We start from the raw sequence: 13,786 nt of genomic DNA on the forward strand, positions 1-13,786 counted from the left end.
AAGTGCCGGTGCGTGAGCGCAGGCATCGCCCCGGGTTGAGTCATCAGCCACCGCCGCCGGTCCGATTGTTCCGCAAGATTGGAACCCGGTGGCCGAATCGGCGGCTCCGTTTCGGCCTACGCGGACCGTGTGTTACAGCGATCGATTTTGACAGGATCGACAGGGCCTCAAATTGATATATCTTAACATGTCAAAACTTATTAACATATCCGTCGCACAATAGATTCCGAGTTCATCGGATGGGTGCGTGAGCTACATGAACAGCCTACGACAGATGCCGGACATGTTCCGTCAACTGACCGGGATTATCACCACTCCTGGCACATTCGCGATAACACCAAGCGCGTCGCGTGCATCCTGTGTGGTGGCCGCCATCGCGCGCTAATACCACTCCGTTAGGGGGAGGGAATCGACCAAGTCATTCACGGCACCAACACAAGTAATTGTTAGGCAACCACTTGCGAACCTAGCGATCGCTCGATATTGGTAGATATTTGCGCGGTACCTGACTTGGCCCTCAATCAGGAATTCTCAATTTCCCGAGGATTCTTCACCTTGAGCCTCCTAAACATACGAACACTATCGTGAATGACCTGGAAGGAATCGCCTCAAGAGATTCGGAGCTATAACGTTGCATCAAGGCCGACGCACCAACTCTCGGTTCTGCGGTCTTTGATCGTCTCTGTGGCCCGCGCCCCTGTCCGCGAACGAGCTCCCCAGCGCAAGTCGCCCCTCTGCGCTTGAACCTACCTCCAGGAGTTTCTGCTCGAAGGAGAGCGCAAGTCTGTCGCACCGCTCTTCCGCCACATCGCACGGCCGGAGGGGCTCACCAGTACCGATCACGAGCAAGCCCTCCACCAGTTCGTCTATCAGGGTCCCTGGATGCAAAGGCCGTCCGCACGCGATACGGACTCACCTCGTCCAGACGTTCGCCAGCCTGGAGGGCCTCTCTTCGATAACGTTTCCTTACCCAAGCAGGGTAACTCACTCCGTCGGCGTTCCGCGGCAGTGCGGCGGACCTCTGGGCAAGAAGGCGAACTATCCGGTCGCAGTCTCCGTCCATTGGAGTCGATGCACAAGTACCCGTAATTCTTGCCATATCTGACTTAACGATCGAAAAGCCACAGCAGCAAATCCGCCGTAAATTCATTTTTACAGCAACTTGCGTCGAATCTACGCCACCGTGCAGCGAATCTATTAGTTAGCTTGCGGTCTGAGGCTGAGTAGGGCCGGCACTTCGTTTTGTGAAGAACGCAGCCGCCCTGTTGACGTTCCTTCACCGGGCTTTTATAAAAACTCAGTCAGCATCGGGCAGTTAGCTCAGTTGGTAGAGCGAGCGACTGAAAATCGCTAGGTCCCCGGTTCAACCCCGGGACTGCCCACTCGATCGAAACCCTTTAGCCGAAGAATTTTACGCTTACCCCCAGCCTTCACTGGGTGCGGCTCCAAACCGAGTGGTGCGTGGAATCGTTTCACACATCGCGGAGAGGAACCGCAGGATGAGCGTCCGACGCAAACCCACCCCTTCATTTCTCTTTCACAAAAAATCCGGACGGGCACGTGCCTAACAAGCCGCTCCGACGCGGCCAACTTGAACGTGCGCCGGAGGCGGTTCACCCGAGCGTTGACGACGGACCGGCACCAACCGGTCGCCACCATTCTTGTGCGAACCGCCTTTAACGCGAGCGGGCCGAACTCGGCGGTCTGGGTACGGGCCGTACAACTCGTGAAGCGGCCACAGCGCGTACTTGTACTCAACGACCTCGTTCGTTTGGGTACCGTCCGGCCGGCGGCAACGCTGCTGCACCCATTCCCAGAATGCCAGCATCACTTGGTCAACGGTCTGACCGGCCGCGGGCACCGCCCCAGCAGAAAGCTGACCGGTAGCCAACTCGGCGATGATTCGGGCGTACTCGGCACGGCTTTCGGGCGAGTTGTGGACGCCCAAATACACGTCACGCCACCCGTCAGGTGTACGAATCGTGACGACAACTTGGCCGGTGTTTTTGTGGAGTCGATACGAAGGAACGGCTCGGGAACGCGACATGCGAAAACCCTTGTGCGGTAGACTACCGCAGTTGCAGGCTTTCGGACCGCGCTCCGGAACCGTCCGGAGGTAAACTCTAAAGGTTTGGACCGATAGTACTTAAGTCGAGTAGCGGGGGTGGGAATTGAACCCACGACTCCTCGCTTATGAAGCGAGTGCTCTAACCTCTGAGCTACCCCGCCGGGGGTTTATTCACTTTACTCACCAGCGGCCCTCTGGCAAGACAGTGTTGAGCGGTTCGAGGTTCACTGCCACCCCGAACTTGGCACGCGGGTCACAAAAGCAGAATTGAATTCAAGGATTGTGCCGGGCGTGTCGATAAATGGGGTACGACTCACCGGAAGGCCGTCGGCGTGGGGGACGCGCGACACCGCCGGCGGGCACGGAACACCGGCGCACGGAGGCACGGGGATGGTCCGCAAACTCGCATTCCGCAAATTGTTGCTGGCCCTGATCGCCGCCGTCGCGCTGACGGCGAACAGCGGGTGCCTACTGAACCAGTACTCCAGCGACCCGAACGTGCGGATGCAGCAACTGCTGTACCAATCGGAAGACCTGCGCCAGATCCAAAACGAGTGGCGCCGGTTCTGGTTCAACGACCAGCCCAGCCACCTGACGCCCGAGCGCATCCACGGCGGCATCTACTGACCCGGTTCCGGGCTCCGAGTTCCGAGACGCGACCGCGTCGCCGACTTGGAACCCGGAGCGAGAGCGCTGGAGGCCGGTTACCGACCGCCGGTTGTGGGCGCGTCGGGCTTGGACGCGGTGCGCAACCCGTCGCCGGCCACGCGGATGCTCAGTACCGCGGGCTTGCCTCCGTTGGCCACCTTCACCAGAACCGCGTTCCAGCCCTTCACGAGTTCGACCTCCGTGGTCGCCGCGGGTTGGGCGGTTGAGCCGTTCACCCACGCCCGCCACGGGTTCTCGCTCTCGACGGTCACGGCCGCCTTTTGCTTCGCGGGGGCGAAGACATAAGCGCGGACCAGGACCGCGGGGGCGTTCGGCCCGGCGAACGTGCCCTTCAGGTCGAACTGGCCGTTCGGCCCGGCGGTCACATCCGCCCACGCACCGGTCGTAACCGGCTCGGGCTTCGTGGAGGTCATGTCCGTGGTCGCCACCGGTACGACCGCGGCGTCCACCACCAGCCCGCGCAGCGACTCCTGCTGCCCCTTGCTCTTCAAAAACGCCAGCAGGTCGATGAACTGGTCGTAGGTGAGTTGCGACGCCACGTTGTCCGGCATCAGCGACAGCTTGCTCGCCGTCAGCGATTCGACCTCGTCCTTGGCCACGCGAATGTCGCGCCCGGTGGCGTCGCGGAGGATCACCTCTTTCGCGTCGTCCTTGATCTTCAGCCCCGTGTACACCTTGCTGTCGGCCGTCGTGAGCCGGTACGTCTGGAAGCCCTCCTTGATTTCCTTACTCGGGTCCACGATCGCTTCGAGGATCTTCTCGACGCTGTGGGTGTCCCACACGCGGGTCAGGTCCGGGCCGACCGCCCCGCCCACCCCCTCGAGCCGGTGGCACGTCGCGCACGCCAGCACCTTCGTGTTCAGGTACAGTTCTTTGCCCTTCTTCGGGTCGCCCTTGGCGCTCACCAGGGCACGGATCTTGTCCACCTGACCGGGTTCGAGCGACAGCAGCAGCCCGCCGCGCAGCACGTCTGTGCGGAGCTTCGCGAGTGCCGGGTCCGCGACCGCCCGGCCCATCCGCGGGAAGAACAGGTGATCGAAGCCGACCACCGCCGGCACCGTCTCGTCGGGGAACTTGCCGAGCGCGTCGTTAACCTGCGGGAAGAACTCGCGGGGCAGCTTCTTCGCGGCGTACCGCTCGGCGATCAGTTTCGTCCCGGCCCGCGTCGCCGACAGCACCGCGACCGCCTCGGTCAGGAGCGTCGGGTCCGCCTGATCGAGCAGTGGCTCGGCCTCCTTGCGCGCGGCCGCGGCGTCGAACGCCGCCAGCGTGCGCAGCGCCTCGGCCTTCAGCAGGGCCGGGTGCTGCCCCTTCAGGAGCGCCTTCACCGGCTCGACCGCCCGCCGGTCACCGAGCACGCGGAGCGCGCGAACCGCCGCCCCCCGCTCCAACTGTGTCCGGGTCGTGTCGCCGAGGAACTCGATCAGCTTCGGCGCCGCGGGCTGAATCCGGGCCGTCTCGACGGCCACGATCGCCGACAGGCGGGTCATTTCGTCCGGGCGGCCGAGCAGGTTCAGCACCAGTTGTACGGCCCGAGGGGACAGGGCCTCACCGCTCGCGCCGAACACCTCGACCGCAGCCAGCACGACGCTCGCGGGTTCGTTCGGTCGCCGCGCGAGGTAGTCCGCGAGCGGGGCCAGCGAGATCGGCGGGTCGGTCTGGTAGTTCGTGTACGACAGCACCAGCGCCTCGCGCTGGGCCACATCCAGGTGCGGGTTCAGGAGCAGTTCCGGCAGCGCGTCGGCCGCGGCCCGGGCGCGCAGCCCGAGGAACACGTCTGCCGCGAGGTCCGCCCCCTTGTCGCTCGTCTGGGCCAGCACCAGCAGCGCGTCGATGCCGGGCTTGCCGAGCCGCTCGATCCCGCGGACGTAGGCGTCCTTCAGGTACGCATCCGCCTCGGCGTCCTGGCGCAGCGCGCTCACGAGCACGTCCCCGGCGCCGTCGGCGCCGAGCCGCCCTAGCCCGAGCGCCGCCGCCCGGCGCACCGCCGGCGAGTGGTCGCCGAGCGCCCGCGCGAGTGTCTCATGGACCCGCTGGTCCTTCGGGCGCGCGTGGTACGCCAGCGCTTCGACAGCGAGCCGGCGCACGTCGGCGGAATCGTCCTTGACGAGCAGCCGGAACAGGTCTTCCACCTCCGGCGCCCAGTGGGCCTGAAGCACCCCCAGGGCGACCAACCGGGCATCGCCATCCAGCGAGCCGGAGACGAACTTGCTGAGCACCAGGTCACGGGCCTTGGGGCCGCGGCGCACGAGTTCCTTGCGGGCCTCGACCCGGTCCGTCAGGTCCGACGCGCCCAGCGTCTTGAGCAGTTCGGCGTCGGTCTGCTTCTGGATCTTGGCCCAACTGTCCATCCCGCGCCGCGGCAGCGCGGGCGAATCCTTCGTGCCGGCCCAGGTGATGCGGTAGATGCGGCCGTTGACGCCGTCGCCGGACAGCTTCCCGGCGCCGCCAGAGTTGGTCCGCCAGTCGCACACGTAGATCGCGCCGTCCGGCCCGGTGACCATCTGGCACGGGCGGAACAGCCCGTCCGCCGCGCCGCCCGACTTGGCCGGCTTCATGAACTCGAACTCGTTCGTGATCTTGAACGTGCTGCCGTCCGGGGCCGCCTTGTAGGCGCGAACCAGTTGCCGGTACACGTCCGGGTAGAACATCAGCCCGCGGTACTGTTCGGGCAGGCGCGTGTCGTTGTAGATCAGGAGCCCGGCGGGCGAGCCGCGCCCGGTCTTGATCATCGGGGCCACCTTCCCGGGCCGCTCGCCCGCGACCGCCCCGCGCACGAAGTCCGTGCGGCAGCACCGCGCGCCCGGCTGGAGCCGCCAGCCGAAGTCGGTGCCCTCCGCGACGTGGACGATGCGGCACCCCTGGAACTTGCTCCCGTCCTCCTGGTCGTTGTCGGTGTGGAACAGGTTGAACTTGTCGTCGTAGGCGATGTCGCGGTACGGGTTGCGGTACCCGATCGAGAACGTCTCCATCTTGGAGCCGTCCGGGCGGCAGCGGAACACCGCCCCGGTGCGGAGAACCGTAGCCCGGCTCCCGTCGGCCCCCTCCACGAAGTTGTCGTCGTCGCCGCTGGTCAGGTACAACAGGCCGTCGTTACCGATGGTGAGGCCGGACACCTGGTGGTGGTGGAACCCGCAAAACCCCTGCGCGATCGTCTCGCGCACGTCCCACGGACCGTTCGGCTTCGACTGCGTCCACCGCCGCACGGTGCCCCGCCCGGTGACGTACAGGTAGCCCTCGTGGTACAGAATGCTCGACGGCAGCTCTTCCGAGATGATCGGCTGCGGCTTGCCGAACCGCCCGGTGGCCGGGTCGTACTTGAACTGCTTGATGAGGTCGGTGGTGAACTTCTTCATCGTGGCGACCTGCCGGGTCGTCCCGTCCCGGTAGCGGAACGTTTCTTTCACCTCGAACCACCGGTCGCCGGTGACCGCGTCGGGGCGCCACTCCATCACGTAAAGGTTGCCCGCCGGGTCGAACGTCATGCCGACCGGGTTAATGGTGTCGGGCGCGTCGATGACGATCTCGGCCTTAAACCCGTCGGGCAGCGAAAGGCCCTGAAGTCGCGGGTCGAACCGGCCCTGATCGACGAGCGTAATCGGGAACGGTTCCGGTTTGGCCGGTGTTTGGTTCGGTGCGAACTCTGGCGGCGCGGCCGGGACCGGCGGGGCGGCGTGGACGGTCGGCGGGGGCGGTAGCAGGTTCGCGATTACGAGTAGCAGCAACGAGGTAGGCAGGAAGGTGCGCATAGTGGAGACGGTCTCCGCGGGAGAGCTGAGCGCGAGAAGGCAGGTAGGATAGAAAGAGGATACCGCGCAGAGGGGCCGTGAAGAAAGAGGCATTTCGGGTGAACGACAGACGAGGCCGGCCGGAGAGTGCGGTTGCACAGCGCAAACGCCTTACGCAGGTGGTGGGAGCGCACAAACCCACCAAATGACGGCCGCGACGATGACACAGTTGCTGTCCGCACATCGGGCGTTTCCTTTCTGCCAACAGGAGTTCGGCCACAGCAGATTCCGAGCGAGATCCCGTTGACGTACTGTCTTAGTCGTCATCGCCATCAAAAGCCGAATCTCCTTCAGGTCACGGGAAACAAGCGGTGTCGATTTCGTCCCGTACACCGGAAGGCAATTCGAACCGCTGCGTCGTGTGCGGCCAGCGCTGCAAGATTGAGCCTTCGAATCCGTCGCTGGATGCCCCGTGCCCGTCGTGCGGCCATTTGCTCTGGTTCCCGACGAAAGGCCGTAAGCCGAAGAGTGAGATCGCTTCCGCGCCCCGGGCCAAGCGCGTCCAGAATCCGCCAACTTTTCGCGCCCCACAGGTGCAAGCCGAGCGGTTGATCGCGCGGCTCATCAGGCGTGCCGTCGGACGGCTGGGCTCTCCAGACAGAACGACTGCCGCGGTACTCGCCGAGGTACGAGTTCCCCGGCACGCTGAACGACTACTGTCGCTGCTACACACAGCCAGTTCATGGGGCGCGTTGACAGCAGCGTGGCGGGCTGAGCAAAAGTATGCAGAACCCGGCGCCTCACCGGACACAGCCATGTGATTTTGGAACGCATCGCCCATCCGGTGGAGAGCAACGCACCGGCGGGTTTGTCGTTCGCGAACCCGTGTCGCGCGGCATTCGTACCGAGCGTAGCGGCCTTTGCGGAACGGCCATCACAACAGAGCATTCGCCGCAAGTTATTTCGCAAAATCATGTTACACACCCCTCCCTGAACGCCGCATGTCAACTCCGAGCGGCCCGAGCCCGCCGCCAGAGGGTTTCCAAGCAGGCGATTCGTCGGTAGCAAGCACCCAGCGAATGACCAGTCGGACGGTAGCACTTGTCCAGTCGATGCCCCATCAACCGCGGGTGCGAGTGACCGCTGTTCCAGCGGAAGCCAGCAAGTCACCCGAACCGGTTTCGGCCACAACTCACCGCGAAGTCGCTAGTCCGCGGTGCCGGGACGAGACGGCGGTTGGCGCTCTGTTGTGCGCACCGTCTCCGCACGTGAACGGGCACTCGCCGGGACGCGCGTGGTCCGGTCAATCGGGGTCGCGGGTTCGCCCCCTACAGGACTGATGGCACGGACGGGGTGCGGGCGCTCGCGCCAGATGCGGTGTCACGGCCCCGGAGCGCCGGACCACTTGGACCATGCAGCGTGAACGTAAAAATCGCTGGAGCTGTGATAAGGCGAGCGCCGATGTGCTGACCGCAAACGCCTCCGCCCGTTCGCACAGGCGGGGGACCGAGAGCCGGAAGCGAACCGGCGTCACTTCTTGAGCCGGTCGATCAGGTACGCCTGCGAGGTGGGGAGCTTCGCGTTCGGTTCGGCGGCTGAGTGGTACACGACATCAACGCCGGTGGCCTTGAGCTTCTCGGCCAGCTTGATGCCCAGGGTCGGGGAGTGGGTCGGGTCCGCGTCCTTCTCGCCCGGTTTCGGCTCCTTCGGGCCGGCGTAGTACAGCCCGATGGGCGGATCGTCCTTCGTCACGTGCTCGATGGGCGAATACTCCTTGATCCACCCCGCGAGCTGGTCACGGTTCTTCTCCACCTCGTCCAGGTTTTTCATCCCGAAGGCGTGGGCGCCGTAGGTGTAGTTCGGAATCCACTCGCGCACCACCTTCGGGTCCAGCGACACCTGGGCGCCGTTCACCGCGGCGCAGTAGAGGCGGGTGGACTCGCGCGCCACGGGGTCGGCGCTCTTGGGGTCCGCCATGTCGTCATGGAACGCGAGCCACAGCGACGAGCACGCGCCCGCGGAGCCGCCGGTCGCGCCGATCTTCTTCTTGTCGATGTTCCAGTCGCCCGCCTTCGACCGCACGAACTGGAGGGCGCGGGCCGCGTCCTCGAGCGGGGCCTTCACCGGCGGGGTGACCTTTTGCGCGTTCGCCTGGGCCATCAGCCGGTAGTTGATGGTGGCCACCGAGATCCCCTTATCGAGGTACCCCTTCACGCTGCCGTAGTAGCTGCTCTTGTCGCCGTTGACCCAGCCGCCGCCGTGGATGCAGAGCACCAGCGGCGTAGGGGCGTCGGACTTGGCCTGCCAGAAGTCGAGCACGTTGCGCTCGTCCGGGCCGTACTTCACCCCCGCCGCGGTGGGCGGGATCGCGGGGGCGGGGAGCTTCTTCTCTTGCTTCTTCGTGTCCTTCTTCTTCTCGTCCTTCGCGTCCTGGGCCTGCCCGCTCGCGAGGGCGAGCAGACTGGCCGAGGCGAGCGCGAGCAGCGGGCAGAGGAGCCGGCGCGGCAGCATCGGGAACTCCGACGGGGTGGGAGGGCGGGCGACCGGCCCCGACCGTACCACAGCGGGGCCGCACAAGTCAAAAGGCAAAAGGCCCTGCCTTTTTGCCTTTTGACTTGTTCCGTCACCGCTTGGCGGCTTCCGCGCGCCACACTTTGATGTCGTCGAAGTACCCGTCTTTGCCCGCAACGCCCAACTCGATCTTCGACTTGGTGGCGTGGCCGATGCCGGACGACTTCAGGTACCCGGCCGGCTTCCCGTCGATCGTCGCGCGCATCTCGTCGCCGACCGTTTCCACCACCAGCGTGTACCACCGGCCGCGTTCGAGTTTCGCCGGAAACGTGGCGCTCCGCCCGGCGAGCAGCTTCGCGACCTCGGCCTTCTTGGCGGGGTCCTTCTTCATCTCGTAGATGTCGCTCTTCATGCCGCCGTCGCGCTCGTCGATCAGCGTGACGCCGGTGAGCCGCACCTGCGCGCGGCAAATGTGCCCGTAATGCGACCCGGTGTACTTGCGGTCGTCGAACTCGACGTCAATCATTGTTGCGCCGTCGAACTTGATCCGCACCTCCACAACGCTGTCTCTGGTCGGCACCTCCAACCCGTGGACCGCGGCGTGCGCCTTGACGACGCCCTTGCCGTCGGCGGCGGGCACGTCCTTATCCCGGGTCTGGGTGCCCTTGAGCGCTCCCTGCTCGAACGCGAACGTCGGGACGACTTTGTGCCACTGCTTGGCCGGCGCGGCGGCCTCGAAGTCGTCGGAGAACAACAGCTCCTTCTTCACCGCGAGCGGCTTGTCGGGAACCGCGACCGGGTCGGCGGCCGTTGCACCGGCGACCGCGGCGAGCGAGAGGAAAAGCACAACGGGTTTCATGATGAGGGCTCTCGGTTGGTGGGTGCGGGGGGCGTCACCATGCTACCCGCTCTGGCCCCGCACCGCCATCACCGGCACGCGGCCCGCGTACCACCCGCGCGACCCGAACCACCCGACCGGAAAAGTTCGCCCGACCGCACGGTGCCGGTTGGCGCGGTCGCGGGAGCGGTACACAATATTCCATCTCGCCTCTATAACGCCACGGACCGGCACACAACGGAGCAGCCGCCGTGTCCACGCAAGCGCCATCGATCTACACTGTTGCCCGCGAACTGTTGACCGGGAACATGGACCTCTCGACCGACGACATCCTCGCCCGGGTGAAGGCTCTGGGCGTGACCAAGTCGGATGCGGACATCCGCCACGCGGTGAACAACACCCGGAGCGAGTTGCGCAGACGAGCCAAGAGCAAGGGCAAGAGCACGCCGGCCGCGTCCAAGTCCCCGTACTCGATCACCCGCGAGCTGCTGACCGCGGACCCGACGCTCTCGAGCGACGACCTCCTTGCCAAGGTCAAGGCGCGGGGGGTGACGAAGAGCGACGCCGCCATCCGCGAAGCGATCCGGACCACCCGCCGCGACGTACTCGGCGCGAAGCCCGTGCCGACCGCGGCCCGCACGACGGCCGGGCCGAAGCCCGCCGACCAGACCGATGAGGCCGTCCTGTTCAGCGCGATCGGGCAGGTGAACAAGACGGCTCAACTGTGCGGCGGGGTGTCGAAGGCGCGGGCCATCGCCGACGCCATCCGAGCGTGTGGCGGGATCGATGTGTTCCTCCGGCGCCTGGACGTTGTGGCCGAAATCCTCGGGTCCGAAACCGAACAGTAAACCGCGCCCCGCCGCGTGCCAAGCGCCGAGCGGTCGCACTCACCTGCTGACGCCCGAACCGAACGTGCCCGGTGGTCGTGTCGCTGTTCTTGACGAGCCGCGACGGCCCGGGAGCGGGGCACGAACGCGCGAGGGGATGCGAAGGCCGTTTCTGACAGGATCGACAGGATGAACCGGATTTAAAATCGGTCGGTCTTTATCCTGTTCATCCTGTCGATCCTGTCAGAAATTGCCTTTAAAAGCGTGCGGGCCGCAAAAAGCTACCCGCGCTCGTCCACGTGAACCGTGGTCACGGCTCGCAAGAATAGCGACGCCGCGGATGGGTTCTGTATCAGTCATCAGCTCACCGTCGGTCCCATCAAGTCCAGTGACCTGGAATCGGCCGCGCCCCGGCACGCGGGTTGCCCTTCACCTCTTCCGCCGCTTTCCGGACGCGGGGAACCGGCCGCACTGCGCACACGAGTGCCCGGGTGCGAGACCGCCCGTGCCCCGCGCCTTTAACCGACAGCCCCAACTGATGCGCACACTCTCAACACTGATCGCCGTAGCCGCACTCACGGCCGCGACCGCCCGCGCCGCCGACCCGACTCCGCCCCAACTGCCGCCGCCGTTCGAGACGAAGTCGGTCACGAAGCACCCGAAGGTGATCGACTGGCCGGCCGGGAAAACGCCGACCGCCCCGCCGGGGTTCACCGTGACCCTCTACGCCGACGGGTTCGACAGCCCGCGGTGGCTGTACGCCCTGCCGAACGGAGACCTCCTGGTCGCGGAGGCGCGGACGCTGCCGAAACCGAACCCCAAGCCCGAAGAAAAGGAGGGGATGAAGAAGTCGAAGACGGTCACGGGCACTTCGGCCAACCGCGTCACGCTGCTCCGCGACGCCGACAAGGACGGTAAGCCCGAGAAACGCGAGACGTTTCTCACCGAACTCAACCAGCCGCTCGGCATGGCACTGATCGGCGAGACGCTGTTCGTCGCGAACACGGACGGGGTGGTGAAGTTCCCGTACAAGCCGGGCGAAACCAAGATCGAGGCGAAGGGGACGCCGATCCTGCACCTGCCGCTCGGCGGGTACAACAACCACTGGACGCGGAACCTGCTCGCGAACGCGGACGGCTCGAAGCTGTACGTGTCGGTGGGGTCGGCGTCGAACGTGGGCGAGAAGGGGATGAAGGAGGAGGCGCTCCGCGCCAACATCCTCGAAGTGAACCCCGACGGCACCGGGCTGCGCGTCTTCGCGGCCGGTCTGCGGAACCCGGTGGGCATGGCATGGGAGCCGCGGACGAAGGCCCTGTGGACCGCTGTCAACGAGCGCGACGAATTGGGTGACGAACTGGTCCCGGATTACATCACGTCCGTGAAGGACGGCGGGTTCTACGGCTGGCCGTACAGCTACTACGGCAAGACCGAAGACCCGCGGCGCAAGGGCGAGCGCCCGGACCTCGTCGCGAAAGCGGTGGCACCGGATGTGGCGGTCGGCTCGCACACGGCCTCCCTGGGGCTGTGCTTCTACACCGGTGCCGCGTTCCCCGACAAGTACCGCGGCGGCGCGTTCGTGGGCCAGCGCGGGTCGTGGAACCGGTCGAAGTTCGCGGGGTACAAGGTGGGGTTCGTGCCGTTCAAGGACGGCAAGCCCGCGGGCGAGTTGGAAGACTTCTTGACCGGGTTCATCGCCAACGACGACGAGGTGTACGGCCGCCCGGTGTGCGTGTGCGTGGCGCCGGACGGCGCGCTGCTTGTCACCGACGACGTGACCAACAAGATCTGGCGCGTCGCCCCGGAGAAGAAGTGACGCGCTGCTGTTCTGGAGCGCGGGCCTCTGGCCCGCTCCGCTTCGCGCGTAATGCCGGTCAGGAATTGATCGCAACGCGGCACCACGTGCGAAGCCGCGCGGGCCGGAGGCCCGCGCTCCAGGGGGACAAACGCTCCGCGTTTACGCTGGTCGAGTTGCAAAGCCGAGCGGGCCAGAGGCCCGCGCTCCAGGGGAGCGAACGTTCCGCGTTTACGCTGATCGAGTTGCTGGTGGTGATCGCCATCATCGCGATCCTGATCGGCCTGCTGCTGCCCGCCGTGCAAAAGGTGCGCGAGGCGGCGGCCCGCATGAGCTGTCAAAACAACCTCAAGCAAATCGGGCTCGCGCTCCACAACTACCACGGCACCGCCGGGCGCCTCCCGGCCGGGCGCGGCGTGCCCACCCCGCGGGTGTTCTCGCCACACGCCTACCTGCTTCCGCACCTGGAGCAGGACAACCTGCGCGACCTCATCGATTTCGCCAGCCCGCCGACCACGTTCACCGTCCCGCCGTCCACGGTGTACGACGGGGGGCGCAACTACCCAGCCGCCACCACCCTCGTGCGCGTCTTCGTGTGCCCCTCGGAGCCGGTTGTGGGGCGCGTTCCGGGATCGGCCTACGGCGGAACCACTTACGCGGCGTGCGCGGGCAGCGGGGCGAACTCCGGTTCGCTCACCGGCGCAGACGGGGTGTTCTTCCTGGGCTCCGCGGTGCGTCTGGAAGACATCGCCGACGGCACGTCGAGCACCGCGGCGTTCTCGGAGCGTTTCCTGGGCGACGGCGCACCGGGCGCAAACGATCCGCGAAAGGTGATGCTGGAACTCCCCGGCTCGGGCGACACGACCGCGGCCACGTGTCAACCGTCGGGGGGCACGTGGAACACCGAGCGCGGCGCGAAGTGGATCTTGGGCAACTACGGCAACACATTGTACAACCACGCGGCCCCGCCGAACCCCGCCGGGTTCGACTGCCTGAACGCGACCCAACAGAAAGGCCGCATGGCGGCCCGGAGCGGTCACGGCGGCGGGGTGAACGTGCTCTTCTGCGACGGCGGCATTCGGTTCGCGCGTGACGCCGTCGCGCCGGAAACGTGGCAAGCACTGGCGACCCGTTCCGGCGGCGAGGTGGTCGGGGAATGACACCAACTCACGATGGCTCAGGGCCGTACTCGGCGCCTGCCTGCCCTGGGACCGCGGACGTCCCGTCCGCTGCTTCGGGGATGGAGTCGCTCACCGGACGTTCGTCACGCGACCACACGTGCTAACCGGCGGACGGGACGTCCGCGGTCCCAGGGCAGGCAGGCTCGGCAGCATCACGCGCTTTCGCAGCACT

7 protein-coding genes, 2 tRNA genes and 1 pseudogene are annotated in these 13,786 nt (G+C 66.0%); 6 read left to right on the forward strand and 4 right to left on the reverse strand.

From position 1 onward, the window contains the following. Positions 1–759: 759 nt before the first annotated feature. Together R5W23_RS32730 and R5W23_RS18590 are read left to right on the forward strand one after the other, a co-directional pair. A pseudogene (locus tag R5W23_RS32730) lies at positions 760–1,089 on the forward strand (hypothetical protein); the annotation flags it as partial. Positions 1,090–1,309: 220 nt separating this feature from the next. Next, positions 1,310–1,382 (forward strand) — tRNA-Phe (locus R5W23_RS18590). Between the two features lie 774 nt (positions 1,383–2,156). Here the strand turns inward: R5W23_RS18590 and R5W23_RS18595 are convergent. After that, positions 2,157–2,229: transfer RNA gene (locus R5W23_RS18595), tRNA-Met, on the reverse strand. A gap of 229 nt (positions 2,230–2,458) precedes the next feature. On the opposite strand from R5W23_RS18595, the gene R5W23_RS18600 reads away from it, so the two are divergent. Beyond that, positions 2,459–2,695, forward strand: a complete 237-nt coding sequence (locus tag R5W23_RS18600; protein ID WP_010037339.1) for a hypothetical protein — start codon at positions 2,459–2,461, stop codon at positions 2,693–2,695. 77 nt (positions 2,696–2,772) lie between these two features. On the opposite strand, the gene R5W23_RS18605 is transcribed toward R5W23_RS18600, so the two are convergent. The 3 genes from R5W23_RS18605 to R5W23_RS18615 all read right to left on the reverse strand — a co-directional run bounded on the left by R5W23_RS18605 (position 2,773) and on the right by R5W23_RS18615 (position 9,835). Further along, positions 2,773–6,486 (reverse strand): PVC-type heme-binding CxxCH protein, encoded by a 3,714-nt coding sequence (locus tag R5W23_RS18605; RefSeq protein WP_320687578.1) that lies wholly within the window; start codon positions 6,484–6,486, stop codon positions 2,773–2,775. A 1,509-nt stretch (positions 6,487–7,995) separates the two neighbouring features. Continuing rightward, positions 7,996–8,976 carry an alpha/beta hydrolase gene (locus tag R5W23_RS18610; RefSeq protein WP_320687579.1) on the reverse strand — a complete coding sequence of 327 codons (981 nt, stop codon included), beginning with the start codon at positions 8,974–8,976 and terminating at the stop codon, positions 7,996–7,998. Positions 8,977–9,088: 112 nt separating this feature from the next. Then, complete coding sequence (locus R5W23_RS18615; RefSeq protein WP_320687580.1) at positions 9,089–9,835, reverse strand: hypothetical protein; 747 nt, start codon at positions 9,833–9,835, stop codon at positions 9,089–9,091. 230 nt (positions 9,836–10,065) lie between these two features. On the opposite strand from R5W23_RS18615, the gene R5W23_RS18620 reads away from it, so the two are divergent. The 3 genes from R5W23_RS18620 to R5W23_RS18630 all read left to right on the forward strand — a co-directional run bounded on the left by R5W23_RS18620 (position 10,066) and on the right by R5W23_RS18630 (position 13,593). Beyond that, positions 10,066–10,662, forward strand: coding sequence for a hypothetical protein (locus R5W23_RS18620; RefSeq protein ID WP_320687581.1), 597 nt, complete (start codon positions 10,066–10,068; stop codon positions 10,660–10,662). Positions 10,663–11,179: 517 nt separating this feature from the next. Further along, positions 11,180–12,454 (forward strand): PQQ-dependent sugar dehydrogenase, encoded by a 1,275-nt coding sequence (locus R5W23_RS18625; protein WP_320687582.1) that lies wholly within the window; start codon positions 11,180–11,182, stop codon positions 12,452–12,454. A gap of 86 nt (positions 12,455–12,540) precedes the next feature. Continuing rightward, the gene (locus tag R5W23_RS18630) at positions 12,541–13,593 is read left to right on the forward strand and encodes a DUF1559 domain-containing protein (protein ID WP_320687583.1); all 1,053 of its coding nucleotides are present in this window, start codon (positions 12,541–12,543) and stop codon (positions 13,591–13,593) included. Positions 13,594–13,786 lie beyond the last annotated feature (193 nt).

It is taken from the genome of Gemmata algarum, from assembly GCF_034097035.1.
GTDB classification, from domain to species: Bacteria; Planctomycetota; Planctomycetia; order Gemmatales; family Gemmataceae; genus Gemmata; species Gemmata algarum.

Excerpts from the sequence above, each read along its gene's own strand:
- R5W23_RS18605 (WP_320687578.1), bottom strand. The coding sequence starts at position 6,486 with ATGCGCACCTTCCTGCCTACCTCGTTGCTGCTACTCGTAATCGCGAAC.
- R5W23_RS18615 (WP_320687580.1), bottom strand. The coding sequence starts at position 9,835 with ATGAAACCCGTTGTGCTTTTCCTCTCGCTCGCCGCGGTCGCCGGTGCA.
- R5W23_RS18610 (WP_320687579.1), bottom strand. The coding sequence starts at position 8,976 with ATGCTGCCGCGCCGGCTCCTCTGCCCGCTGCTCGCGCTCGCCTCGGCC.
- R5W23_RS18600 (WP_010037339.1), top strand. The coding sequence starts at position 2,459 with ATGGTCCGCAAACTCGCATTCCGCAAATTGTTGCTGGCCCTGATCGCC.
- R5W23_RS18625 (WP_320687582.1), top strand. The coding sequence starts at position 11,180 with ATGCGCACACTCTCAACACTGATCGCCGTAGCCGCACTCACGGCCGCG.